Annotated in this window: 24 protein-coding genes and 1 pseudogene; 14 read left to right on the plus strand and 11 right to left on the minus strand. The window is 35.9% G+C overall.

Annotation, left to right across the window (positions count from 1 at the left end; genetic code table 11):
* The first annotated feature begins 2 nt into the window (after positions 1 to 2).
* From IPK35_20195 to IPK35_20225, 7 genes and pseudogenes are all read left to right on the plus strand, one after another.
* Positions 3 to 1649 carry a serine hydrolase gene (locus tag IPK35_20195; GenBank protein MBK8055523.1) on the plus strand — a complete coding sequence of 549 codons (1647 nt, stop codon included), beginning with the start codon at positions 3 to 5 and terminating at the stop codon, positions 1647 to 1649.
* A gap of 974 nt (positions 1650 to 2623) precedes the next feature.
* Positions 2624 to 3094: a transposase gene (locus IPK35_20200; GenBank protein ID MBK8055524.1), complete on the plus strand. Its 471-nt coding sequence runs from the start codon at positions 2624 to 2626 to the stop codon at positions 3092 to 3094.
* Positions 3087 to 3320: a hypothetical protein gene (locus IPK35_20205; protein ID MBK8055525.1), complete on the plus strand. Its 234-nt coding sequence runs from the start codon at positions 3087 to 3089 to the stop codon at positions 3318 to 3320. Before IPK35_20200 ends, IPK35_20205 begins: the two co-directional genes overlap by 8 nt.
* A pseudogene (locus IPK35_20210) lies at positions 3308 to 3541 on the plus strand (transposase). The gene IPK35_20205 and the pseudogene IPK35_20210 overlap by 13 nt, the downstream one beginning before the upstream one ends.
* 72 nt (positions 3542 to 3613) lie before the next feature.
* Positions 3614 to 4558 (plus strand): DUF4198 domain-containing protein, encoded by a 945-nt coding sequence (locus IPK35_20215; protein ID MBK8055526.1) that lies wholly within the window; start codon positions 3614 to 3616, stop codon positions 4556 to 4558.
* A gap of 472 nt (positions 4559 to 5030) precedes the next feature.
* Positions 5031 to 6221 carry a serine hydrolase gene (locus IPK35_20220; protein MBK8055527.1) on the plus strand — a complete coding sequence of 397 codons (1191 nt, stop codon included), beginning with the start codon at positions 5031 to 5033 and terminating at the stop codon, positions 6219 to 6221.
* A gap of 275 nt (positions 6222 to 6496) precedes the next feature.
* A complete protein-coding gene (locus tag IPK35_20225) occupies positions 6497 to 8380 on the plus strand; it encodes a prolyl oligopeptidase family serine peptidase (protein MBK8055528.1) in 1884 nt (627 codons plus the stop codon).
* Between the two features lie 101 nt (positions 8381 to 8481).
* Here IPK35_20225 and IPK35_20230 read toward each other — a convergent pair whose 3' ends face one another.
* Positions 8482 to 8805 (minus strand): helix-turn-helix transcriptional regulator, encoded by a 324-nt coding sequence (locus IPK35_20230; GenBank protein ID MBK8055529.1) that lies wholly within the window; start codon positions 8803 to 8805, stop codon positions 8482 to 8484.
* A 138-nt stretch (positions 8806 to 8943) separates the two neighbouring features.
* On the opposite strand from IPK35_20230, the gene IPK35_20235 reads away from it, so the two are divergent.
* From IPK35_20235 to IPK35_20255, 5 genes are all read left to right on the plus strand, one after another.
* Positions 8944 to 9795: a CPBP family intramembrane metalloprotease gene (locus tag IPK35_20235; protein MBK8055530.1), complete on the plus strand. Its 852-nt coding sequence runs from the start codon at positions 8944 to 8946 to the stop codon at positions 9793 to 9795.
* Positions 9792 to 10151, plus strand: coding sequence for a cupin domain-containing protein (locus tag IPK35_20240; protein MBK8055531.1), 360 nt, complete (start codon positions 9792 to 9794; stop codon positions 10149 to 10151). The genes IPK35_20235 and IPK35_20240 overlap by 4 nt, the downstream gene beginning before the upstream one ends.
* Before the next feature lie 312 nt (positions 10152 to 10463).
* Entirely contained in the window at positions 10464 to 10793 is a 330-nt protein-coding gene (locus IPK35_20245; protein MBK8055532.1) for a LytTR family transcriptional regulator, read from the plus strand.
* A 129-nt stretch (positions 10794 to 10922) separates the two neighbouring features.
* The gene (locus IPK35_20250) at positions 10923 to 11405 is read left to right on the plus strand and encodes a hypothetical protein (protein MBK8055533.1); all 483 of its coding nucleotides are present in this window, start codon (positions 10923 to 10925) and stop codon (positions 11403 to 11405) included.
* 531 nt (positions 11406 to 11936) lie between these two features.
* A complete protein-coding gene (locus IPK35_20255; GenBank protein MBK8055534.1) occupies positions 11937 to 12350 on the plus strand; it encodes a hypothetical protein in 414 nt (137 codons plus the stop codon).
* Here the strand turns inward: IPK35_20255 and IPK35_20260 are convergent.
* The 7 genes from IPK35_20260 to IPK35_20290 form a co-directional block, all read right to left on the minus strand.
* A complete protein-coding gene (locus tag IPK35_20260) occupies positions 12347 to 12769 on the minus strand; it encodes a hypothetical protein (protein ID MBK8055535.1) in 423 nt (140 codons plus the stop codon). The genes IPK35_20255 and IPK35_20260 overlap by 4 nt on opposite strands.
* A 60-nt stretch (positions 12770 to 12829) precedes the next feature.
* A complete protein-coding gene (locus IPK35_20265; GenBank protein ID MBK8055536.1) occupies positions 12830 to 15247 on the minus strand; it encodes a ligase-associated DNA damage response DEXH box helicase in 2418 nt (805 codons plus the stop codon).
* A gap of 226 nt (positions 15248 to 15473) precedes the next feature.
* Positions 15474 to 16247 carry a hypothetical protein gene (locus IPK35_20270; protein ID MBK8055537.1) on the minus strand — a complete coding sequence of 258 codons (774 nt, stop codon included), beginning with the start codon at positions 16245 to 16247 and terminating at the stop codon, positions 15474 to 15476.
* A complete protein-coding gene (locus IPK35_20275; GenBank protein ID MBK8055538.1) occupies positions 16238 to 17383 on the minus strand; it encodes a hypothetical protein in 1146 nt (381 codons plus the stop codon). The genes IPK35_20270 and IPK35_20275 overlap by 10 nt, the downstream gene beginning before the upstream one ends.
* Before the next feature lie 107 nt (positions 17384 to 17490).
* A complete protein-coding gene (locus tag IPK35_20280; protein MBK8055539.1) occupies positions 17491 to 17850 on the minus strand; it encodes a nuclear transport factor 2 family protein in 360 nt (119 codons plus the stop codon).
* Between the two features lie 53 nt (positions 17851 to 17903).
* A complete protein-coding gene (locus IPK35_20285; GenBank protein MBK8055540.1) occupies positions 17904 to 19244 on the minus strand; it encodes a hydroxymethylglutaryl-CoA reductase, degradative in 1341 nt (446 codons plus the stop codon).
* Complete coding sequence (locus IPK35_20290; protein MBK8055541.1) at positions 19241 to 20260, minus strand: type 2 isopentenyl-diphosphate Delta-isomerase; 1020 nt, start codon at positions 20258 to 20260, stop codon at positions 19241 to 19243. Before IPK35_20290 ends, IPK35_20285 begins: the two co-directional genes overlap by 4 nt.
* A gap of 354 nt (positions 20261 to 20614) precedes the next feature.
* Here IPK35_20290 and IPK35_20295 point away from each other — a divergent pair, with 354 nt between their 5' ends.
* Positions 20615 to 21739: a tetratricopeptide repeat protein gene (locus tag IPK35_20295; protein MBK8055542.1), complete on the plus strand. Its 1125-nt coding sequence runs from the start codon at positions 20615 to 20617 to the stop codon at positions 21737 to 21739.
* A 108-nt stretch (positions 21740 to 21847) separates the two neighbouring features.
* Here the strand turns inward: IPK35_20295 and IPK35_20300 are convergent, their stop codons facing one another.
* Together IPK35_20300 and IPK35_20305 are read right to left on the minus strand one after the other, a co-directional pair.
* Positions 21848 to 22879, minus strand: coding sequence for a hypothetical protein (locus IPK35_20300; protein MBK8055543.1), 1032 nt, complete (start codon positions 22877 to 22879; stop codon positions 21848 to 21850).
* Positions 22880 to 23198: 319 nt separating this feature from the next.
* Entirely contained in the window at positions 23199 to 23429 is a 231-nt protein-coding gene (locus tag IPK35_20305; protein MBK8055544.1) for a hypothetical protein, read from the minus strand.
* Positions 23430 to 23460: 31 nt separating this feature from the next.
* Between IPK35_20305 and IPK35_20310 the strand changes: the two genes are divergently transcribed.
* On the plus strand, positions 23461 to 24471 hold the full coding sequence (locus IPK35_20310; GenBank protein MBK8055545.1) for a DUF4837 family protein: 1011 nt from the start codon (positions 23461 to 23463) through the stop codon (positions 24469 to 24471).
* A 29-nt stretch (positions 24472 to 24500) separates the two neighbouring features.
* On the opposite strand, the gene IPK35_20315 is transcribed toward IPK35_20310, so the two are convergent.
* Complete coding sequence (locus IPK35_20315) at positions 24501 to 25475, minus strand: GSCFA domain-containing protein (protein MBK8055546.1); 975 nt, start codon at positions 25473 to 25475, stop codon at positions 24501 to 24503.
* Positions 25476 to 25477: the final 2 nt, after the last annotated feature.

Below are 25477 nucleotides of genomic sequence, written 5' to 3' on the forward strand. Positions count from 1 at the left end.
ATATGAAAGAGTTTTGTGTTTTATTTGCAATGTTTCTATTTACATATGAAACAATTTTAGGACAAATGGTTGATTTAGTAAAAAGTGACAGTGTTATTTATCCCATTCATAAAGCAAATATTGGTAAAATTGTTTTTATGGGGCAAATTATTCCAATCGAAAATTTTAAGGAACCCGACTTTCTCACCTCGTTTGAACTGAATGATAAAACCGATTTAAATATAAGGGTTTTTATGAGCAATTCCTTGACGAATTATTTACATCAGCTTTCTCCCCAACTTACCGCCAGTGAACTAGCAAAAATGGGTAATTTTCAGTTTACTTTCTGGGTGGATGAAAAAAAGATTTATACAGAAAACCTTCACGTAGGAGCATTTGGAGAAGAAAATAAAAACAAAAGAACTGTTTTTAGAATACCACTCTTAAGTTCAACCATCGAAGACTCTTGGGGTAGATTTCTTTGGAATAGATTTTATGGCAATGGTGGTCAAGACGCTTTAACTGAAGGAGAACATTTACTTAAAATTGAAATTAGATCTTACCTAAATTTAAACGAAATTTTAACAGGACACATAATAGCAGAAGGGGAATTGAAAGTTATTGTTCCTGAAATAAAAATCAATGAAGAACACGTGAAAATTCAAAAAATAAAACACCTTAAAGAGTTTCAAGTTTCAAAAAGTCAAATTGATACTCCCAAAATTGAAGAACTTAACCGAAAAATTGTAACACAAAATTTTAAAGACATAACAAGTATTTTAGTTCTAAAAGACGGAGAACTTTTGCTTGAAGAATATTTTAATGGTGCAAATAGAAAAACACTTCACGATACAAGGTCTGTTGGAAAATCATTTGCATCAACACTTTTAGGCATTGCAATTAAAGACAAATACATTAAAAGTGAAAGTCAAACCTTAAATCAATTTTACAAACTCAACACATTTCAAAACTATTCCAAAGCAAAAGACAGCATAACATTAAAAGATTTGCTTACAATGAGTTCTTCTTTTGATGGCTCTGATATGAACTCGGAATCACCAGGAAACGAAGAAAATATGTATCCTACAAAAAATTGGGTTGAATTTGCATTAAATCTTCCTATTGACAAATCAAAAGTAGAGAATAAACAATGGGACTATTTTACAGCAGGTGTTGTAGTTCTTGGCGATATAATTCATAAATCCGTTCCTAATGGTTTAGAGATATACTCAAACCAAAAATTATTTAAACCATTAGGTATTACAAAATACAAATGGCAATTCACACCTCAAAAAGTTGTAAATACTGCAGGTAGTGTTCAATTGCGTTCTTTGGACTATGCGAAATACGGACAATTATACAAAAACAATGGTGTTTGGAATGACAAACAAATAGTGTCCCAAGATTGGATAGCTAAAAGCCTGTCGCACCAAATTACAATTGCAGAAGACGAGCATTATGGTTATCTGTTTTGGAATAAAACTTACAACGTGAATGGAGTAAATTACGAAGTATATTATTCAAGTGGAAATGGTGGAAATAGAATTTTCATTTTCAAGGATTTTCCAATTGTGGTAGTTATAACTTCTATAGCTTACAACACGCCTTACGGACACAAACAAGTTGACAAAATAATGCAGAACTATTTAATTGATGCAATAATGAAATGAGAGGAAAAACGGCATTTAACAACTATGTTTTCGTCTTATGAAAAGCACATGTGATGAAAACCCAGTTGATCAGAAACTTCACTCATGTCGTCATCAAGATAAATAATTCTGTCGCCATTATACTCAAAATGAATAGTGTAGTAAATGAAATTTCGCAAACTAAGTTATTCTGAATATAAAATCGATAAGTGGTGGCGGATCCAGACAAAACTGCCATGTGCCAAAAAGGAAATGAAATCAATAATTAGTGGGAATAGAGTTGATAATCTTGATTCGAAGTAAAGTAGGAGAAATAATTTATTTAAAATTTAAAAATATGGCAGCAATTATATTTTGTAGTAATTTTACACAACATTTTGACAAACGAATTTTGACAATCTAATTGCTTTATGTTTTTATTATTACCAGACTTTATTGAAAACTTAAAAAAGAAAATATGAAAAAGGGTAACTACTCAGGTATAAAAGCATAAAAATAAAGTTGTAAAAATACAAAAAGAGTTATAACTTTGTACGACCAACCTTAAAGTATTGATATAGAACTTGATTTAAAATCAAGAAAATATCGAAAATTTATCTTCCATATTAGTTTTAGTTGAGCAGCTTCGCCAAATTGGTCAGGTAAAAGAAGAATTACGTCTTACCAAAGAAGATAACGAAAATTAAAGGCAAGGATAATAGAATTGAGTCATAAAAAGAATAGCTCAAACAGTTCACTTTCCTCAACGGATATACAAAGACAACAAAAGTCTCAGACAAAAAGTGGCAAGAAAACAGGAGGCCAAACTGGTCACGAAGGAACTACATTAGAATTTCCTCTGAACCCGAGGTAATTGATCACATTGACCAGACGTGTCCAGTATGGGAACAATTTATATCGATGTTCCAACATTGAAAGAAAGGCGACAAGTCTTAGACATACCGCCCATTGCCATACAAGCATATGAGCATAGGGGTGTACGAAAGACGTTGTAGTTGTGGGCTTGTTGTGTCAGTTCTTTTCCTGACCATGTAAAGAGTCCGATAAGTTATGGTCGAAACATTGAGACATTATGTGGATACTTTTCAGCCAGACAGTATGTGAGCGTATCCAGAATACGAGAGATGTTTGCAGACGTATTCAATCTAAACATCAGCGAAGGAACAATTGTCAATAAAATAAAGTCTTTGGCACAAAGATGTATGCCACAGTATGAAGAAATACAAAAAGAGGTACAACAAAGTAGCTGTGTGGGAACAGATGAAACAGGAGGCAAGGTAAACGGTAAGTTGCGATGGTTGTGGGCATGGCAAACAAGATTAGTCACCTTTATAGTAGTTTCATCAAATAGAGGCTTTGAAACTATTGAGAAGTACTTTGGCGAAGGATTTGTTAATACTATATTGGTCCATGATTGCTGGAAGGCACACTTCATCATAGGGGCAAAGGACGTCAGATATGCCTAAGCCAATACTTAGAGAATTACAATACTTTATTGAAAAGAGAAATAAATGGGCTTACGAGTTGACTAAATTAATATGGAAAGCCTTGGCTCTAAAAAAAATAATGCTTACAAATGCTGAAGCCAACTATGAAACACAAATCAACCAAATTGAAAAAACACTAAACCACATACTGAATAAAGAGATACATTCCAAAGATAAAAAACTACATACTTTACAAAAAGACTAAACAAACACCAACAATATCTACTTACTTTTCTAAAAGTAATGGAAGTACCACCAGACAACAACTTTAGCGAACAAGCCATCAGAAACGTAAAGGTAAAACTCAAGGTTAGCGGTCAGTTTAGGTCAGACCAAGGTGCTTCATATTATGCAGTCCTAAGATCAGTTATTGATACTGCTATAAAAAGAAATCTAAACGTTCTCCAAGTATTAGCTAATGCTTAACTTTGTACCTGAGTAGTTACGAAAAAGGTTATTTTTTTATTGGTGGTTTTTTTTGTTTTGAGTAGCGACGGTATGTTTCTAAAATTAGATTCTTACTTTTTAGAACCTGATACACCTGCTTTGATAAAACTTTTTAATGGGACTTTTGATAAAAGTGATAATGTCATAGACAGAAACAGGATGGTAGATGTAAGTCTCGTAGGTGGTGGGGTGCGCACCGCTGTAGATACAGCATTATGGAGCGAAAAAGATAGTATGACGCTGCTTAATTTCAACACTAAAGGCGAAGGAACTTGGATCGCCGGTGTATCTATCAAGCCAAAATTGATCGAAATGAAGGCAGATGAGTTTAATGAGTACCTTGCACATGATGGCGTCTCAGACATGTTACAGTGGAGAAAAGAAAATAATGCATTAGATAAAGATGCCGTCGAACAATATTCAAAACATGTCAAAACCATATTTCAGGTTGGAGATCATACTACTAGTGATTATAAAACTTCTCTCGGATATCCCTTGGAATTTATACCGCTTGATAATCCATATGAAATGCATCCGGGGCATGACTTAAAGATAAAATTGCTTTGGCAAGGTCAGCCCTTGACTAATCAATTAGTATACATAGGAAATAAAGAAAGCGCAGAAGATCAAGCGCATACGCATACTCACGAACATGATCACGCACATGATCACTCACATGCAGCCGGTGATGATCATACACACGATCTTAGTGGAGGCTTGCGTACAGATAGTGCAGGTATTGTAAGTGTACCGATTGTTAAAAAAGGAATCCATTATCTCCGTACCATCCATCTCATTAATTCGGATAAAGGAGGTCTGACTCATGAGTCAAATTGGGCGACCCTGACCTTTGAAATAGGTGACGGGCATATGCACAGCCATGATCATAGTTCTCTTGGCCATAGTCATGACGGATTGCCAATTTATGTTTATGCTTTAGCTAGTCTGGCCCTCATAGGTGGATTGTTTTATTGGTTTAGAAGAGACAAAGGGTAAAATCCCCATGATGCAGACTTCAATAGCCAATATGCCTAAATCGTGGGGATTCCATTTGTCCTTTGAAACAAAAATAATTTTAAACGCATGAAAAAATCTATACAATACCTTCCGTTTTTAGTGCTACTTATAGGTCCCCTTAGTATATTGGCTCACGGTGTAAGTCCGGAAAACCAAGCCACGCTGAATAATGGTGGTCAGATGTGAAAAACGAAATTTTGTGTTTTAACGCAGAGCGTCACAAGTGTTGGAGTTATCGTCAGGTACCTTGACTATTACTTTTCCTTTGCACAAATAGAAAAATCATTCAAAAATAAAAGTCGCTTAGAATGCACCTAAATCAGTCGTTTTTACCTACTTTTGGAATAAAAATGGTAGTTTTTAGATTTATCTGACTTTAGGCAGACAGTCTGCCGTTAGCGGCAAATTGACCACAGACAATCAAAATAACAATCTTAAAAAAGACTAAAGAATGAAATCAAAATTTGCAATTACTTTATTTTTGACCACTATTATATTTTACCATAATATCATAGCACAAGTTACTAATAATACAAAAACTTCTATTGATAGTATCATTCAAGTAAAAATGCATGAAACTGGAATAGTTGGAATTGGAGCTTCTCTTATCATTGATAAAAAAGTAGTTTGGACAAATGGATATGGCTATGCAGATAAAGAAAATAAAATTCCTTTCACGCCTTCAACTATAATTAATATTGCTTCCATAAGTAAGACTTTTACAGGGGTATGCATCATGAAAGCAGTTGAAGAAGGAAAAGTTTCGCTTGACGAAGACATAAACAACTATTTGCCTTTCAAAGTAATCAATCCAAATTATCCTAATGACAAAATAACATTACGACATTTGGCAACACATACTTCAGGGATAGCTGACAGACATCCGATTTACAGTGACCACTATTTTTATGATGGAAAAAAACCTGAACCTTTGGGTGAATTCTTAAAAAATTATTTTGTAGAAGATGGCAAACACTATTCAAACGAAAATTTTTACAATGCAAAGCCGGGTGCAAATAGAGGTTATTCAAATATTGGAGCTGGTTTAGCAGGATATATTATTGAATTGCAAACTGGTCAAAAGTTAAATGACTACGCCAAAAAATATATTTTTAAACCATTGAAAATGCTCAATACAGGTTGGGCTTTATCGGAAATAAAGATTGAAAATCATTCAAAACTTTACAAAAAACAAGGTGATACTATTGAACAAGTCCAATTTTATGAAGTAACAACATATCCTGATGGTGGAGTTAGAACTTCGATAAATGAATTGTCAAAATTTTTCATTAGCCTGCTAAACGAAGGGAAATTTAAGAAAGCAAGAATTCTGAAAAGTGAAACCGTTGAAGAAATGCTTCGCTTTCAATACACAGAAACCAATACACCTGAAAATGTGAACTTTAAAAAGCTTAACCAAGGTATTTTTTGGGCTACCAAATTAGGTGCAACTCGAATTGGACACAACGGTTCTGATCCTGGTGTCAGAACTTTTATGCTTTCAGATTTGACCAAAGAAATTGGTGTAATTATATTTTTCAATACGGAATTAAACGAAGAGCATGAACGCAAATACTTTGATATTTATGAAGAACTATATAAATACGGACAAGACTTAAAAAATAAAACAACCAGCCACTAACAATGCAATACAGGCAAAAAGGGTTTTAGTGGTATGCAAAGCTTATCACCCGCATCAAGTTTCTTAACGTGGGATAAGGTCGCAGCACGCAATCCCTTTCTGGCCATATTGCCACCGTTAACGGTCCTTCCTCATTTTTCCCGAAACAAAAATAATTTCTCGTGCCAACAAAATGATAGCTGAAATTAATCTAAATTTGTAACAGTAAAGTTATATTTAACGTTAGTCAGAATTGTAAAGCGACCAACAAATCTATTCAAAACTGTAACATCTTAATGAAATTGAAAATCCTTTTTTTTCTATTACTCGTTACCCGGATTGTATTTGGGCAGAATTTAAAGTCGGACAAAATTAGTTTTCTAAACTTTACACCTATAGTAGATGGCAAATTGGATGGTAAGTTGGTCAATCTTCAAAAAAATAAGTTTAACCATTTCTTCCATTTTGATAATCCTGGCTATGATTCTGTTAGTGTACATTATCGCATGGCATACACGCCGACACATTTGTACTTATATATTGAAGCCCGGGCTGATAGCATTACTTACAGGGATAGAGGATTCATAAACGGTGATGGATTTAAGTTACTACTTGCAAAGCCACAGAAAGATTCTCTGACTGATGAATACTATGATATAGGGTTCTCGCCGTCAAAAGATAAATATTACCGGGGAAGAAAAGGCATTTGGGATTATAACATACCACAAAATAGCGGTAAGAAATTGAGTTCAGCAACTCAATTTGCAGAGAAGGAATATGATGGAAAATGCGGGTTTGAAGTTTTATTGGCATGGAAAGATATTGAACCTTATCATCCTTGGTTTTCGGAACAATTGGGTTATAATTTATATTTCGCAAAAGCGATAAGCAATAATAATGCTTTGGGGTATTCCGTTGTTGAAGACGAAGGAATCTGGGATGAAGAAATCCCTAAAAGAAATTTTAAAACAATTACTTTCGGAAAACCCAAAAAAGTGAATCAGGAAATTGTCACTGCAAAACTCAGCAAAAGAAACATTAGCACGGCTGAACCACTATGGCTAAATCTAATTTCTGGATCAAACAAAAGTGGTTCTAAGTTAATTGAAGTTGACATCAAGAACGACTCGTCCAAAACAGTAGTGAGCAGAAAAGTAAATGTAAAGCTCAATAAAGAATTACAAAACGAGTTTTTGAAATTTGACCTCGATGGTTTACTTCCCAATCATTATAGCCTGTTTGTTTATTCCAATAAGGACACTATTGCTCAATATGATTTTGTTATTTTTCCCAAATTTGATTTCAATGAAATTCGAGTACATATTCGGAATAACAAACATGGTTTGCCATTGGGGACAGTTAATACCCTGGTTTTCAAAATAAATTTGATTGAACTGAATTTAAACAAATTAAAAATGTATGAAACCGGGAGGCAGCTGTTCGACGAGTATCTCAAGTTTCAAAATGAATACGCGCAGTTTTTAAAAGGAATTGACCCTTACCAAGGAATTACAACCTATTATAGAAGGGCTTTTAAATCCAAATATGACAGTACTTATCAACCATACACTATCAAACTACCAAAGAACTATAATCCAACAAAAAAGTATCCGCTATTAGTCTTTCTCCATGGTAGTGGTCAAGACGAGCAACATTTATTAAAAAGTGCAAGAAGCGGAGGCAATTTTATTGAACTTGCTCCATTTGCCAGAGATATGTATCGGTGTTATTCTTCAGACAGTTCTCAGAACGATATTATTGAAGCCATTGATGATGTAAAACTTCATTTTTCTGTAGATAGTCATAACATAATTGTAGGAGGGTTTTCTATGGGAGGTTATGGTGCATTAAGAACTTTTTATCAACATCCGAAGTTGTACAAAGGAGTTGCAGTATTTGCCGGACATCCGGATTTAGCAAATGAATGGTTAGGAGAAGGGCATCCAAATTTCTTAGACGATAAGTTTCTAACCAATTTTTTGAACATCCCTGTATTTATTTATCACGGAAGAAAAGATGGGGCATTGCCAATCTCTAAAATAGAAGAATTAATAACTAATCTAAAATCAAAGGGTATTACTGTAACTGAGCGATTAATCGAGAATAAAGCGCATGAGTATCCGGAAGATGAAACCAATAATATTTACTTTAAGTGGTTAACGCAAATTGTAGAAAAGTAAACAACGAACCGCTCCCATAGTATCGTCCATCGATGTCGCAACGGCGAAAGCCCCGGGCGTTTGGTGGCAAACATACAACATCACCCTACAAATTCAAAACTTTAATTTGCTGACATTTGTTTTTCTCCCCAGCTACGCATTTGATTAATAAACGGAATTAGTTCTTTTCCAGTTTCGGTAAGTGAATATTCAACTTTTGGTGGTACTTCTAAATAAACTTTTCTTATCACTAATTCGTCAGCTTCCAGTTCTTTTAGTGTTTGGGTAAGCATTTTTGGTGTAATACCCACTATTGCCCTGTTTAATTCACCGTATCTCAATAAGCCATCCCTCAATACCCATAAAATCCGCCCTTTATACTTTCCGCCGATTCTTTGAAAGGCATAATCAACTGCACAAAATGCGTTTTTACTTTTATTTTTCATTTATTTTAAAAACTTAAAATACTGATAATCAATATTACTATACTTTTAGTAAGTACCATACTTTATTGTATGTAATTGCCGTAAAGGTAATAAATACTTTTATTTGCAAAAACTTTTAATAAAATAAACAAAAAAATAATGAATGCATTAGCCAAAAAAGTACTTTATTTTCCAGTTACTAAAATTATTGTAGGAATTTGCGTTCCATTTTCACTATTTGTAGTAATTCAAAACTTTGTATTAAAACCAGTTTTTTACAGCATTATTCAGGATAAAAGTATTGCTGACCCTATTATTATTTTTATTGCTTCAATAGTATTATTAGTTAGTTATTACTATTTTTTCCGTTTATACGATAAAAGAGAAATTACCGAACTATCCCTGAAATACTTACCTAAAGAAATGTTTGGGGGTTTTCTATTTGGATTTTTGACAATCTCATTATCTATTTTCATTTTATATTTATTGGGGTTCTATCAGGCTTTTAGTATTTCAACTACTCATTACACAGCAAGGATGTTCACTGTATTACTATTTGCGGGGATAGTAGAAGACTTATTTCATAGGGGATTAATCCTAAGAGAATTGGAAAATTGGTTAGGTACTCAGATAGCCATTTTCATTGCCATGTTGGTAGAATTACAACACATAACCAATCCAAATTTCAAACTATATGTTATAATATTATATTTGACTTGGGGCTTTACAATGGCAATGATGTTTATTTATACTAAAAGAATATGGCTACCTTATTTCTTTCATATAGGCTGGAATTTTGCTCAGCCTTTTTATGGCTCCAATCTCACTGGGACAAATGATATGGGCAGTATCATTCAATCAAAATTTACAGGCCCTGAAATATTTACAGGTGGTGCAGTTGGAATGGAAGGTTCAATTTTTACGGTATTATTTCTATTAACTATTGGTATTGTTCTTTACCACCTTGCCAAAAAAGATGGTAAAATTGTAAAAGGCAAACTGTTTAAATGATGAATTTAAGAGATTCCCTTTTAGGTCTTGACAATTATTTTATACCAAAGATCATTGGTGAAGAAAATGACCAATATATTAAAATAGTAAAAATAAAAGGTAACCATGTTCCCTGGCATAATCACAGAAACGAGGACGAAATGTTCTATGTATTTAAAGGCTCATTGCTCTTGGAGATTGAAAATAAAGGCGCCTTTATAATGCGACAAGGCGATATTTATGTGGTTAAAAAAGCAACAAATCATCGAGTTTCTTCAAAAAGGGAATGTTTGATTATGCTAATTGAACCTAAGACAACAGAACATACAGGCAAGATAAAGTCCATTATAACAAAATCTGTTGATGAACAAAAATAGTAAGATTAAAAATTTTACAAACATTCAGTCATCCTACCCAAATCATTTAATTTAGGTGAACCCATCAATATCATAGGTAACAGCCGCGGCAGACAAAAAGTACCTTGATATCTCGTTTTGTTATATTTAACTATAATCGATTTGTATCGATCGATAAGCTCAAATATTATACACACACCTATTTAACATCATACAAAAATAAAAGTCACTTAGAATGCACCTAAATCAGTCGCTTTTACCTACTTTTGGAATGTAAATGGCAGTTTTTAGACAAACTGACGTTAGTGTCAATTTTATAAGACCGACAGAAATATGACAAACCAACAGAATTTCACTTTTATAAAAACTGACAGAAAATTAATCAAATTAAATTTTGACGATATTTTATTTGTAAAAGGTTTGGGGAACTACGTTGAAATATTTGTAAAAAACAACAAAAAATTTGTTTACTATAAGGGCTTGAAAGACCTGATTGACAAATTGCCAAATGAATTTATGAGGGTTCACAATTCGTACATCATTAACCTAAAAAATGTAGAGCATATTGAAGATAATCATTTGATAATTGAAGAACATAAAATTACGGTTGCAAAAAGTTACAAAGAATGTTTAATAAGTTGCATTAACAAATTATTGCTCTAAATATAAAAAGAGACAATCTAAATAAAAACAACTGATGAGTAAATAATTCATTTTTAGAATAGAAATTATGTGAATTACTTTGTTCAAAAAAATAAAAATATGAAACAATTATTATTTTGCTTAACAATTATCGCAATTATGGCAACTAACAAATTAAATGCTCAAAACAAGAATTATAAGAATGACGTACAAACCATTGATGCACTAATGAAAGCGAGTTACGAAGTGGTTTCGGGAGAAAAAGGTGCTAAACGACAATGGGATAGAGACAATTATCTACATCACCCAAAAGCAGTATATTCATATTTTGACAGAGAGCAGCAAAAGCAAGCAACTATGACTTTAGAAGAATTCCATAAAGAAACTGATGAAATGGTTTTTGGATCAGCATTCTATGAGAATGAAGTTAATAGAGAAGTCAGAGTTTTTGGTAATATTGCACACGTTTGGAGTACATATGAAACGAAATTAGAAAAAAATGGAAACGTTGAAAGAAGAGGAATAAATAGCATTCAATTAATTTTTGAGAACAATCGTTGGTATATTATTTCTTGGACATTTTGTGGAGAAACCGACAAAAACATAATTCCAAGAACATTTGACAGAAATTAGAAAAAACTACCACTAACAACTAAGTTTTCGCAGTGTGCGGAGCACAAGCCATGACTTGAGCGTAGCGACTGATGAATGCAGCTAAAACAAAATGGAACAATATGAATAAAACTCCGTTGAACCCTGCCTGACAGAGTGGTCAGGCGGGCGGGGCCTTAGGTAGTCAGCCTTTGCAGTCGGATAAACTCTGCCAGATGTGAAAAACGAAATTTTGTGTTACAACTCAGAGCGTTACAAGTTACTGCCAAAGCGGTACAAGTAACGCATTGGCGTCAGAACTATGGGATATCGTCAGGTACCTTGACTATTATTGTTCCTTTGCAAATAGAAAAATCATTCAAAAATAAAAGTCACTTAGAATGCACCTAAATAGGTCGTTTTTACCTACTTTTGGAATGTAAATGGTCGGTTCCAGGCAACTTCCCGTTGGTAGCAATTTTACAGACAACTTTCAAATGGACATTATTTACGAACTACTCTTTACTTTGCCAGACAAAGTCGGAAGATGATAAAATCTATTATTGTGAAAATATGAAAAACCTTTTCCCAATCCTTGATGAGATTTTAAAACCATTTTTATCTTCTAAAATATTGTCCTGGCAACATTTTGAAAAACTAAAGTGGTTAAAAAATGAAAAATGTTATAGAGGGAGCAGTTCAAAAATACCAACAGGTGGTTGTATCGACTGGAATTACGAAAATATAGAAAAAACATTGACAACTTTCCTAAAGGACAAAGCACTTCATAACCATATTTGGAATAACCTTAATGGAAATCCGGGCATTCCTATTCCCCAAAATTCATTGGACAAACGCGGCTATGTTTTTCATTACAGTACTACAGTTTTTGGAGATAGAAATAAATTAAATCGAGACAAAACAACTGATTGGTATAATAGAATTACTGATTTTAGATTTCAAATTCAGTACTTGTTGCGCAGTTAAGCAGCAAGAGCCGTTTTGAGTTTGTTTAATAATTTTTGTTTGGAAAAATTATTTAATTGTAGCGTAGCAACTGCTGCCGCTTTACAAGTCAATCTTGCGATAAGCCCGTCTGATGTTTTGGCATAATTTCTTTTCACCATAAATTGATCATCTAGTCGGGAAATTTTCGTTTCTATCTTTTTCCTATGATACGCAGAAGCTTTCGACCACATCGTTTGACCTTTCATGTTAGCTCTTAAAGGCGTAACTAATTGGATTGATTTTGTCTCAAATAAGGACAACTGAACGGACTCAGATATATAACCATTATCTCCAAGTAGTTGACAAAAGGATATAGAATTCTGATAGACAATGAATACAAAAAGCCAAATCCTGATTATAAACTGATAGAAAAATGGCGTAAAGAAGGTGCCAGAGATTGAGTTCTTTTCTTAAAGGTATATGTCAAAACATGGTCTGCAACAATCGGAACTTGACGCTCACCCTCTAACTAATTCTGCTGTCATCTTTCTGATCCTGTCTTCAAGTTTTTCGGAGGTCAGTTTTTCCCTGCTCAACCTGTCTGCTATGATCGGAAATGAAAATGGCGTCGCTTTGGATGGACGGCTGATGACGATATGGCTTTTTATGATTTTTTGCAGTGACTTACGCATCCTTTCTTCTTCCAGCTGGAAAATCATGACTTCATCATAAGTCTGCCTGAACAAAAGGTTGTCCGGCTCGTAGTCCCTGAATACATCAAAGATCAGTTGGCTCGATGCCTGAAGATGTCTTTCTTTCTTTTGTCTGCCCGGAAATCCTGTAAAGACCAATCCCGATATCCGGGCAATATCTCTGAATTTTCGTCTGGACATCTCCACACTGTTGATGCTTGACTGTATATCAGATGTCAGGTTTTTTGTAGAAAAAAGGTCAGGACTTATGACGGCTTCCACATCTATCTCCTGATCTGAAAGCAATTCAAAACCCAGATCATTCATAGCGAGAGAAAATGAAATAGGAAACATCATAGACAATCTTTTGGCGATGAGAGCTGCCATCCCTTCGTGTACATTCCTCCCTTCAAATGGATACATGATGAGATGGTGACCTTCCTTGCTCTCAAAATATTCTACAAGAAATTCATCTTCCTTTGGTATGAGTGATCGGCGAGCCTGCATTTCAAACAGAGGGACTAACGCTTCAATTTCCTGATCAACAATGATACCTTGATTATAAGCATAGATCTTCTGGCGCAGTACTTCTGACATCTGCGAGCTCAAGGGCATACGCCCGCCTGCATAGGAAGGTATCTTCCCTGATTTGGCTTTGGATGGTCTCACCTGTGCTGTCATTTCTTTGAGCCTTACAAACTCTAAAGCTTGTCCTGCAAACCAAAAGACATCTCCGGGATTGAGCTGTGAGACAAAATATTCCTCTATCGATCCAAGACTTCCGCCTTTTAGCATCCTGATATTGATCATTACTTCCGACACAATAGTGCCTATAGACAAACGATGTCTTAAGGCCTTCCTTTTGTCACTGACATGAAACAAACCCGATGCAGCAATTTCTATTTTTTTATACTCATCATAAGCCTGTAATGAATCGCTCCCCGATACTAAAAACTGCAAAACCTGAAGCCATTCTTCTCTGGATATCGATGCATAGCAAAAAGTATTTGAGATTTCCTGATAAATCTCTTCCTGATAAAAACCTTCAGAGACTGCAAGTGTCATCAGATACTGGATCAACACATCAAATGAGCGGATATAAGGAATTCTTTCTTCAAGATCATTATTTTCCATAGCCATGCGCAGGCCTGCTGCTTCTACCAGCTCCAGGGCATGGGTGGGTACAAACCATATGTGACTTTCGGCGCCCGGTTGATGTCCGCTTCTGCCGGCTCGCTGTACAAACCGGGCTACACCTTTTGGGCTGCCTATCTGTATGATGGTTTCCACAGGTCTGAAATCAACGCCAAGATCCAGGCTGCTGGTACAAACAACAGCCTTAACTCTTCCTTCATACAATGCTTCTTCTACCCACTCTCTGATATCTTTGCTTATGGATCCATGATGCATGGCTATCTGACCAGCCAGGTCGCTATCTAAATCCAGCAATTTATGATACCATATCTCACATTGTGCTCTGGTGTTGGTAAATATCAGGCAAGTTTTACTACTATGTACAATTCCCAATACTTTATCAGCCAATTTTAGTCCAAGATGACCAGCCCAAGGGTAGGTTTCGACTTCATCAGGAATAACAGAAAGTATAGAAATAACCTTCGGAATTTCAGCTTTGATAATCGCCCTTTGATCTTCAGGTACAGGATACAAAAGGACATCTATCGCTTCCTGCATATTGCCGATCGTGGCAGAAATGCCCCAGATTTTTAGATTTGGACATATTTTTTTCATTCGTGACAGTGCCAGTTCGACCTGTACACCTCGTTTTGAGCCCATCAATTCATGCCACTCATCTGCTACGACGGTTTTCAGGCCGGAGAAAAAAGCAGGATATCCAGGAGTGGAGAGCATCACATGAAGACTCTCAGGTGTTGTGATCAGGATTTGCGGAGGGTGTTGAAACTGATCTTTTTTTTCTTTTCCCGTGGTATCACCGGTGCGGATAGCTACTTTCCATGGAAGCTCAAATGCCACAATCGCCTTTTCACAGGATAAAAATATTTCTTTTGCAAGCGCACGTATGGGTGTGATCCAAATCAACCTCAGACCCTGTTTCTTGTCAGGAACAGAATCATGCTCAGCATTTTGATTTAAATAGTCTATCATCTCAGCCAAGAGGATAGAGTACGTTTTACCACTGCCTGTGGGTGCATTGACTAAGCCGGATTTGCCGCTGATGTATGCCTGCCAGGTTTCTTCCTGAAAAGGCATCGGTGACCAGCCCATTCGTGAAAACCATTTTAATACCTTTGTATATCCTTGTGACTGCAAGCTACGAGACTATCAATTTTGTTAATGTTGATAATGATAATGCCTATTGGATGAAATAGTTTATTTTACTACATTGAATTAGATAGATGAAGCATGCAAAGTTACAGTTTTGAAAGCGCATCTGTGATCTGATACTCAAACACTTCATCAAAACGCTCAAAGTATGGTTCTCCCATTTTTTTTACAGGTTGAACCAAACCATCGCTTTTTCCAAATTGGTTTTAGCCCTTTTTATGTCCTTCATTTCCGTATATATCAAGCCTGACTGGTAAAGCGCTTCTGTAAAGTTAGGATCAAAACGCAAGACCAATCCATAATTTTTGAGTGCTTCCGGATAATTTTTGAGTTCTTGATTACACCTGCCTTTGTAAAAGTATATTAAAAAACTACTTTCAGGTGAAAATCCAAGTTTTGCTTCCTCAATGAGCACTGTATCAAATGTGTTTATCGCTTCATTGTATTTTTTTAGCTTGTATTGGGCAAGTCCTTTTAATAGTCCGCAGGGTTCGCCCCAACAAACGTTATAGGTACGTTTGCTCATTTTTGTGATCTGATCCACATCGGCAATGGTTCCTTCATAGTCCCTGTAAAAATAAATATATGACCATGCTCTGTACTTGAGCAAATCATAAGACCCTTTTTTGACGTCCATTTCCACTGCTTCATTGAGTATTTTCATAGCTTTGATATGGTCACCTCTTTTTTTGTAAGAATAAGACAGCTGGGCACGGATATCAGTATTTTGCGGGGACAATATTATCGCAGAGTCTTTATACAATCGATGTTTGTCTATGGGTTGACTCATATAATTAGACATATCATCAAACACCTTTGATAATGAGTCTCTTTGCTCTTTGGTGTAATATGCATAATACTCCGGCTTTGGCTCAGGTCTTTCACATCCTGCAAGCACCAACAACACAAATGAAAATTTGACTATATTCTTTATGGACATAGGTCTGTGATTTTCCCGTTTTCGATTTTAAACATTAAAAAAGCGTGTCCGTCTTTGTAAGGATATGTTGTATCGTCGGATTCAGATTGAGGCCATTCACGGAGAAGCATCACCTGATCCAATATATGTTTCACGATGGCTGGACCAAAAGATTTTTTCTGGTATTTCCTATCCATCATCTGTATCCCAGGTCTGCCGGGTTCGTGTCTGCAGTTGACATTGAAGTGGATAACAATATACCCATCACCTTGATCCTGAGGAGCATCTTTTCCGATTTTGTTGATCAGATATTCATTTCCATGTTTGTAGGTCATATCTGGATTGCTTTGATAGTATTCGCCTACATGTCCATCGTAGCAGTTGGAATATTGTGATGCATTGTCTTCAGGGTATGCTGTGGACTTACAATGGATGATTATCTCTTCATCACTGATGAAATATCTCATGGTCAGTTTGTTTTTACTCGCATCGAGTACTTGATACAATGGTTGTGGATTTTCTGCATTTTCATTGCATGACATAAATACTCTCTGTCCTATATTAAAAAAATGACATTTTTGCCTTTGATATTCAGAGTAAAGCTTTTCTTTTTGATAGTAGTAGTCGATTCTTGTAGTCACACTATCCTTTGAAAATGTCAGGTACTTTATCGCCTGCAAATCATCATTTGGATTTTCGGATATAGGCGTGAAGGAGTATGTTTGGTTGATGGTGCTTTTCCTTATATCTTCAGATGACAAAGATCCAGTCATCAAAGTCGGTATAAATTTCGCCCTATACTTCCAGTTTTTGTTACCTTCATAAAGTGGAAACAGCAACGTATCATTCAGTTGGAAGACATTGACCCTTGATGAATCTGCATACACGACCTCAAATGGATGATGAACCATGTGCAACGTGTCTCCAGAGGCAATTTCTTTTGAGTGTTTGCAAGAGTCTATCTCCTTACCATTAAAATCATGTAGTACGTATTTCGAGTTTCGTTTTTGTAAGAAATAGGGGTAAGGTATGGTAAGGTCAGCCACTCTATAAGTACCCATCCAAAGATTGTCATCATGTCGGGTAAGGTGGACCCCGTCGCACGAACCTAATATATCAATTACAAATATAAGGATAGTAAATCTGACATGCATCATATGATTGTAATCTAAACATGAATTGACCACAATGATAGTTCAACTTCATCAAAGCATATCTGTTAAAATACTATCTTAACAGTATCTTAACCCAGAATGGTCATATTTCATTTTCTCATCACAGACACTCTGTAAATCAGGTCATTGCGGACTTCATAGATCAATACAAGCTCGACAGGTTCCTTGGATCCCCGTCTTCCGGTGATGTATTCATGGTCGATGACTTTATTGTCAAAAACAATACGTTGGACGATCGTTGAGTGAAGTTCGGGAGACAAGTCAAACAACTCCTGATACATTTTTCTACATACAGCGAGACCGGATAGAGTCAGCTGACCATCTGCAAAATTGACAAAAACAATGTCCTCTGAGAATAAAGACATAAAACCATCGATATTTCTGGCATTGTAGTAATCCAGATTTTTTTGAACTACCTGTTCCGGAGATAGAGCTTGAGAAAACATCATATTGAAATGCAATATTAAAAACACAGAAAGTAAAGACCTTGTCATCAAATGTGTCATTCGGATGATCTCAACCCTTGTAAATAATCCCTAACTCCTGCATAAGAAACCGTCTTATCTTCAAAATGAGTTATCACTTTAACACATTCATCTTCAGATGCATTGAGGTGATTCAGTATATTCATGAGATGCATTTTCATGTGCCCCTGCTGAATGCCTGTGGTAACCAATGATCTTACTGCCCCAAAATTTTGTGCCAGTCCTACAGATGCAACAATTCGCATCAGTTTCTCGGCAGATGGATTGCCCAGTATCTCCAATGATTTTTTTGCCAATGGATGCAGTGATGTCAGGCCACCTACGGTACCTATGGCAAGAGGTACATCCAGCCAAAATCGAAAAATACCATCATTGATTTCACAATAACTCAGACTTTTGTACTGACCACCTCTCGCTGCATAAGTGTGTCCTGCTGCCTCACATGCTCTGAAGTCATTTCCGGTAGCCAGGATGACAGCATCTATACCATTAAATATACCTTTGTTGTGGGTTGTAGCTCTGTAAGGATCTAGGTGGGCGATTTTGACTGCAGTCCTGAATTTATCTGCCAGTTGTTCGGCCAGCATGCCATTGGCAAATGTACCTAAATCCTGAACAGGACAGGAAACTTCAGCCCTTACGACACACTCCGGAGTATAGTTGGATAGAATAGACATGATGATATCTATATCTCTATTTTCATCAGGAATATCCGGACTGTCTACAAAAAATCGCTCGAGAGAATCTGCAAACTTTTCAAGAACAGAATTGATAAAATTGGCACCCATCGAATCACAAGTCTCAAAATGCACCCTGATCTGGTACAACCCATGCTCTTCCTCTGTAAAATCTATCAACTCAGTGCGCGTAATCCCTCCACCACGTTTTTGCATATTTTCGATGATGGGTGCGGCATTTCCCAGCAAGAAGGATTCAATCTTATTATAGATATTTTTGATTACTGACCCATCACCATGCCATTTGAAGTGCACCTGACCCACTTTAGTCGTACCCAGGATAGTGGTTTTGAATCCACCACGATCCATCCAGTATTTTGCTGCAGCTGAAGCGGCTGCGATCACAGAGCTTTCTTCGATGACCATAGGCACACAATACACTTCGCCATCTATTAAAAAATTGGGTGCCAGTCCGTAAGGCATTACAAAATTGCAGACGGTATTTTCACTAAAACCATCTATGATTTTCTGCAATGCTTCATCTTCAAGGCTGAACAATGCAAATATATCTTTGGCTCCATCTTCATCACTCAGATAATGTTGTATCAGCCAATCCAATTTTTCATCCTTGGATAGTTTGGAAAATCCTGTTATTGTGTTATTGTTTTTTTCTGTAATCATCTTACTTTCAGCATAGATTTTGCTAACTTAAATCCCTCAATCTGCATATGGACGTACTCTGATAAAGCTTCATAATTACCCTGTGCGTGTTTCAAAAATCCTGAAGCTTGTCCATAAATTGACGGCAATTGGAGTTTGTTTGTCAAATAGTATCCATCCAGAAAATCTGATATTCCACCGGAAATGATTACTTCTTTACATTTTAGGTGAGCAAATTGATCTTTCACTATCTGATTTACATATTCTGTCATTTGCAATGCAGAATGTCCGATATTCGCCAAACCCGAATAGTGTCCTGACATTTTTTCAGACGATCTCAATATCTCCAGCATTGCAAAATTGGTACCGCCGGCAGCACCAAAATCGATAGCTGCCAAAGGCAAATCAAGTAATAATCTGAGACTCTCAGGGCCCATACCTTGACCTACTTCTTTGACCACAATAGGACAATCAAGCATGTCTATCAATTTCAATATAGTTTCTATCGGCTGTTTTTTATATCTGTCACCTTCGGGTTGAAGCCACTCCTGCATAGGGTTGACATGAACTATAAGCCCGTCGGTTTCAAGCTTTTTTAACAACTCGGTGACTTTATACACTTGCTTTTCCTGTATTAATACTTCAAGCTGAGCGATGCCCAGATTGGCATAAAGTGGCTGATCCCCGATATATTTCCTTACAGCAAAGTCTTTAATATGCTCATTTTCGTATAATAATTGACGACAGGAGCCAAGTCCCATACCCAGTCCGAATTCTCCGCAAGCTTTGGCAAGATTTTTATTTATGATACCAGCGATGGCAGTACCTCCGGTCATACTGGAGACCCAAATGGGTGCATTAAATTTTTTACCGAGAAAAGTTAATGAAATGTCTGTGTTTTCATCAGGGTGTGGCCCCAATAATGGTTCATAGTAAAATCTTGAATCAATATCCGATGAGTTTACCCTTGACCTGAAAGCCAGTTCAATATGATCTCTTTTCCTTTCTTTTGCACCGGTATCAGTGTTTTCAGCCATACTATTTTCAGGGTAATTATGGAATTTTAATAAATACAATAAAATTAGGGGTCAAATATACCACTAATGCTGATTTAATTTTTCAAATTTGCAGAACAATTAGATGGTGCTTTAGTTCAATATTAATTCCCCCCTCATTTAGAGTATGTTTAACTTTTATCATTTGGCTCCAAGCGGCAAATTTTATTTTAGTCAGCGTTATATTTTTCGCCGTAGCTTCTGGCTACGACTGCAAAATATGTCTTGCCCAAAACTAAATTTCCTCACTTTCGCTCAAACATAAAAATTTAAACATATTCTTATTGAACAGTAAAACGGTAGAAGTTCTTGCTTTTTAATTTAATATTTATAATTATGCGTTTTGGGATAATTGTTATTCTGTTTGTCTGCTACAATCATGCTGTATGGGGTCAAGCCGAAAAATCAGCAATAGATTACTATAATAAAGGTGTGGAATATTCCAATGCCAAAAACTATGATCTTGCCATAGCATCCTATTCTACATGTCTGGAAAAAGATCCAAACTACATCAAGGCCTATTACAACAGAGGTACTTGTGCATTGAGTCTTCAGAAATACGATGATGCTATTGCGGATTTTGATAAAACGCTAAATATAGATCCTGAGTTTATTAAAGCTTATCTCTATATGGGATATACCAGATTGCTTCAGGGTGATTATGATTCCAGCATCGAGATACTGACAAAAACAATCGAAAAAGATCCTGCGCTTTCCAAAGCTTATCTGCACAGAGGGACAGCTCATATGAAATCCGGCAATATTGATAATGCCATCACTGACATGACTCAAGCCATCACCATGGGTGAACACACTTATGCGGCCTTTCTGAACAGAGCCATCTGCAAAAATAAAATCAAAGATTATGCTGGTGCACTTTCAGACTTTACGGCTGCAGCCAACTTAAAACCCGATCAGTATGTAACAGCTTTTGAAAAAGCAAAAATTTATCTGAAGCTTCAAAAATATCATGAATCCATCTCAGAGCTCAGCTATGCATTGAGAAAAAATCCATCGGACGCAGATCTATACCATTATCGGGGTTATGCAAAACTGATGCTGGAAGATATGGCTTCTGCTCTTACAGATTATAATATATGTCTTCAGATCAATCCATCACATGTTCAGGGATTAAAAAATAAAGCGTTGATTTCTTCAAAAATGGGAAAACACGACGAGGCCATTACTGATTTTTCAAATTTGATAAAAACAGATCCTAAAAATGCAGAATTGTTTGTCCTGAGAGGGACATCTTATCTTACATCAAAGGAGTATGAAAAAGCTTTGGAAGATTTTACTCAGGCTATCCATCTGAAATCAGACTTTGCAGAAGCATATTTCAACAGAGCTAATACTTATACAAAACTTCTGGATTCTAAAAAAGCCTGCACCGATATCAAACAATGCATTAAGTTGGGTTACAGCCCGGCACAGGCGCATGTAAGTAATCTTTGCAATTGATTATCTTTTCCGATAATTATCGTGGATCATAATGTATTGTAAATTAAATAATTATGATTGTAAATTTTCGCAATCAATTTTCCGTTTGGTATACTACCTTTCCAATATTTAATTCCTTGCCGGCTTATACCTTGATTTTTCCATAATTGCCTGTGCATCCGTCATTTTCAACAACTCCTGAACTGTTGTTGCCGGATGTCTTTCCATATAAGCATCAATGATTTTCCATCCCACATAATTAGCTGTTCTACCTGGTGCTTCAGCAGGCATATCGGGGCTGCCCGGCGACGGATTGAGATATTTGCCGATTCGTGAGAGGTTAGATTCATAAAAGAGTTTATTCTCCATAAAAAATGACCACATCTGCAACTCATTTTCCTTACACCAGTTGAGATGTTTTAATGAATATTCAGTGATGACGGTATCATGGGTTTCCGGCATAAGTAGTTTGCTGACATAAAGTTGTTTGCCATTATGAATCATTTGATCTATCATCCTGTGTCCCGATGGCTCTCCTATTATTTCAGTCACATAGGTATCACATAGTTTTTTTGTGATATGATCCCTATTCCAGGACCTGGTGATGTAATCTGAAAAATTGGTATTCTCAGGATCGAGCATTTTGTAGTTGATATCAGGGCTTAAAAACATATCAAGTCCTATGCCAACACCATCTATCCCATTTTTATCTTCAAATATAAACATTTGGTAACCAAACTCAGAAATAAAAGTGTACACATTGGGAATTTTAGACATTTTTTCGGGAAAATAGAATTTCAAATGCCTGAACATCTCTTCTGTCTCTGATTTCACTTTTGAAAAATCACCAAAAGTTTTACTTGTTTTTGTCAGAAGCTCTAAAGCCATAGTGTCCTTCCATAATGATTCAAGCAGGATCAGGTGGCTATCCACTGGCAAACCTTTGTACCCAAGTATTTCATTCAGATAAATATTATAAAAAAAAGGTTGATTCTCCGTAATTTTCCTTAGATCAGCAATAGATTTTGCGGAGGCGAGGTCATTTTCTGTCCTCATGACATCTACATCAGCTTGAATGGATGACACATCAGGTCCATGATTGTTTTGGCATGAACTGAAATATATCAGGGCAGCCAACAAAATGAAAAGCTGGTACTTCATTGTTATCTTAATTTTTATTTCAATGTCTTATCAAACGTCAAACAACTCATTTCTATTGAGAAATTCTCATACTTTTTTAAAATATGTAAAAATATAAGTTTAGCATGTAAAAAATTACTTTCCTAAATCTACTTTGTCACCTTCAAAAATCTAAGTCAATTACACTTTCACCAAAATGTAATCAACCGGAAAACTGATATTTTTTTATGGTTAAGATTCCTTATAATGGCGACAGAATTATTTTTATAATAAAGACATGTGTATCATCGTCTTTATAAAAATAAATTCTCGTCGGTATAAATGGATGGGTAAATTAGGGTCACAACTGTTGGGTTAACCCAACAGTTTTCCAATCAATAGGAAAGTCAGTATAATTTGACAAGGTAAAACTAATTGACTCACATAACTTATCAATATTTTTTAAAAATAAGTTTAGCATAAAATTGCCACCAAAAAAACATAATTTTGCATCTTCTTCTGATATACATGCAATAAATATGTCCAAAATAATAAGAAATTGCTTCTTTTTAGTGTTTGTTTTGACTTCCATCTGGTCCTGTCAAAACGAAGTCGTGCAAAAAATGGGATCAAAACCCTCAGCCATGGGTAGGATCAATAATGTAGTCATTGTGGCTGATCAAAACATCACAGAAAGTGATCTGGCTGATACCATTTCATATTATTTTGAGTCTCCATATCCCATTCTTACAGCAGACGAACCAATATTTGACATCAGATACATGACTCCGAAACAAGTGCTGACACAACCTTATACCAAGGAGTTGCGCACCTATGTCATCATTGCCGATATTTCAGATACATCATCGGTATCATCCAAAATGATCATAGAAGATCTCGGCAATGAAAAATTTCAAAGAGCCCTTACTGATCCGGAATTTACATCTTCTGTAGGTCAGGATAAGTGGGCCAGGGGACAGCTCATCATATATATATTTGCCAAAGGGCGCAATAACCTGGCACAAGCCATCAATAAAAATTTTGCTGCTATTGCCAAAAGAATCAATCAACACGATCAGAAAAACCTCGCAGCCACTGTGTATGGGATTCAGGATATCAATAGTGAACTTACCCGTACAGTGTTTGATCAGTTTGGTTTGAATATCCGCATACCCGGCCTGTATAAGAAAGCACTCCACGATACCAACCTTCTCTGGGTAAGGCTGGACGACAAGGAAATGAATCAAAGCTTAGTGTTTAGAAAATTTAAGTATGAAAACAAAAATCAGTTCAGGATGGACAATATCATCAGGCTGAGAAATGAATATGGTAAACAATATATCCGTACTTCGCAAAAAAATGCTTATATGAGTACCAATGTGATAGATTTGCCCACTTTCGAGTACACCTATATCCAAAATAATGTTTATACCAAAGAAGTTCGCGGTATATGGGAAACCGTCAATGACTTCATGGGTGGTCCGTTTGTATCATATTTGCTGCACAATGAAACAAAAGGTGAAGTTGTTTTCATAGATGCATTTGTTTTTGCACCAGGCAGAGAAAAGAGAGACCTGATCCAGCAATTGGATTGTATCGTCAAGACTGCAAATTTTTCAGGAGTAGTAAAGTAGAAGCTATACCCTTTATTTAAGTTGGAATACTAAAGTTTTAAAAACCTTTCTTCTTCTCCAAAATCTAAATATGGATGATATATTTTCAAAGTTTCGATATCCTGAAGTTGATGTTTTTTAAATGTGGCGTGTTCTTTAGATGTGGGATTAAAAGGCCGATGTTGGACTGCTTTTAGTATTGAATCGATCTTTTTGTTGAGGTCAGATGATTCTTTGTTAAAAAAACACTCCCCAAATTTTTGCCAGATATAGTCTATCGCGACTACATTGGGATGTATCATGTCAGCATCATAGTATCTGTAATCCCGCAGATCATCCATCAACCACTCATATGCCGGAAAATACAAAATCATCTCACTCTGTGCTATGAGTTTTTCAATCATTCCGTGGAGTCTGGCTTTACTGAAACTGTTTTCGATGATGCCATCCCTGATGTGTCTTACCGGACTGACGGTCATTATGATTTTTACATGTGGATTCTTTTTATTCAATTGTTCAATAGCTTCTTTCATTGCCTTGAATCCATCTTCGGTAGTCGTTTCGATTTTTTCAAAATTATCTGGAGGCAGTTTGTGACAATTGGCCACAATCCGATCATTTTCTATGTGGCGGTAAGCAATGGATGTCCCCAAAGTCACAAACAAAAAATCAATGTCCTGTATACTTTCATGAACAGATCTTATGCATTCATTTATGTTCTGACGTGTTGTCTGCTTGTCAGTGTGGCACAAAGAAGAGTGAAAGTCGGGATGCACCCAAACTCCCTGAGACATCAGTAGTTCACTGTCTTCAATATATTGTTTGTCGATAGCCCTACTCAACAGATAAGAAATTGAAATCGGATTGAATACTGTACCAAATGGATTGGAAATACATTTAAATTTATACTTTTGCAATCTTTGACCGATATGATGCGAAAAACATGATCCTATAGTCATGGATTTGGAGTAGTGACATAGTGTAATTGGTGATATTGGAATAGATAATTCTGTTCTGTGTAACATAA

It is taken from the genome of Saprospiraceae bacterium (assembly GCA_016713025.1).
In the GTDB taxonomy this organism is placed as follows: Bacteria; Bacteroidota; Bacteroidia; order Chitinophagales; family Saprospiraceae; genus OLB9.

What these genes read in the sequence shown, in the direction of transcription:
- IPK35_20195 (MBK8055523.1), top strand. Translation starts at nt 3, where the DNA reads ATGAAAGAGTTTTGTGTTTTATTTGCAATGTTTCTATTTACATATGAA.
- IPK35_20205 (MBK8055525.1), top strand. Translation starts at nt 3,087, where the DNA reads ATGCCTAAGCCAATACTTAGAGAATTACAATACTTTATTGAAAAGAGA.
- IPK35_20215 (MBK8055526.1), top strand. Translation starts at nt 3,614, where the DNA reads ATGTTTCTAAAATTAGATTCTTACTTTTTAGAACCTGATACACCTGCT.
- IPK35_20220 (MBK8055527.1), top strand. Translation starts at nt 5,031, where the DNA reads ATGAAATCAAAATTTGCAATTACTTTATTTTTGACCACTATTATATTT.
- IPK35_20225 (MBK8055528.1), top strand. Translation starts at nt 6,497, where the DNA reads ATGAAATTGAAAATCCTTTTTTTTCTATTACTCGTTACCCGGATTGTA.
- IPK35_20230 (MBK8055529.1), bottom strand. Translation starts at nt 8,805, where the DNA reads ATGAAAAATAAAAGTAAAAACGCATTTTGTGCAGTTGATTATGCCTTT.
- IPK35_20235 (MBK8055530.1), top strand. Translation starts at nt 8,944, where the DNA reads ATGAATGCATTAGCCAAAAAAGTACTTTATTTTCCAGTTACTAAAATT.
- IPK35_20240 (MBK8055531.1), top strand. Translation starts at nt 9,792, where the DNA reads ATGATGAATTTAAGAGATTCCCTTTTAGGTCTTGACAATTATTTTATA.
- IPK35_20245 (MBK8055532.1), top strand. Translation starts at nt 10,464, where the DNA reads ATGACAAACCAACAGAATTTCACTTTTATAAAAACTGACAGAAAATTA.
- IPK35_20255 (MBK8055534.1), top strand. Translation starts at nt 11,937, where the DNA reads ATGAAAAACCTTTTCCCAATCCTTGATGAGATTTTAAAACCATTTTTA.
- IPK35_20265 (MBK8055536.1), bottom strand. Translation starts at nt 15,247, where the DNA reads ATGGGCTGGTCACCGATGCCTTTTCAGGAAGAAACCTGGCAGGCATAC.
- IPK35_20270 (MBK8055537.1), bottom strand. Translation starts at nt 16,247, where the DNA reads ATGTCCATAAAGAATATAGTCAAATTTTCATTTGTGTTGTTGGTGCTT.
- IPK35_20275 (MBK8055538.1), bottom strand. Translation starts at nt 17,383, where the DNA reads ATGATGCATGTCAGATTTACTATCCTTATATTTGTAATTGATATATTA.
- IPK35_20280 (MBK8055539.1), bottom strand. Translation starts at nt 17,850, where the DNA reads ATGATGTTTTCTCAAGCTCTATCTCCGGAACAGGTAGTTCAAAAAAAT.
- IPK35_20285 (MBK8055540.1), bottom strand. Translation starts at nt 19,244, where the DNA reads ATGATTACAGAAAAAAACAATAACACAATAACAGGATTTTCCAAACTA.
- IPK35_20290 (MBK8055541.1), bottom strand. Translation starts at nt 20,260, where the DNA reads ATGGCTGAAAACACTGATACCGGTGCAAAAGAAAGGAAAAGAGATCAT.
- IPK35_20295 (MBK8055542.1), top strand. Translation starts at nt 20,615, where the DNA reads ATGCGTTTTGGGATAATTGTTATTCTGTTTGTCTGCTACAATCATGCT.
- IPK35_20300 (MBK8055543.1), bottom strand. Translation starts at nt 22,879, where the DNA reads ATGAAGTACCAGCTTTTCATTTTGTTGGCTGCCCTGATATATTTCAGT.
- IPK35_20305 (MBK8055544.1), bottom strand. Translation starts at nt 23,429, where the DNA reads ATGGAAGTCAAAACAAACACTAAAAAGAAGCAATTTCTTATTATTTTG.
- IPK35_20310 (MBK8055545.1), top strand. Translation starts at nt 23,461, where the DNA reads ATGGGATCAAAACCCTCAGCCATGGGTAGGATCAATAATGTAGTCATT.
- IPK35_20315 (MBK8055546.1), bottom strand. Translation starts at nt 25,475, where the DNA reads ATGTTACACAGAACAGAATTATCTATTCCAATATCACCAATTACACTA.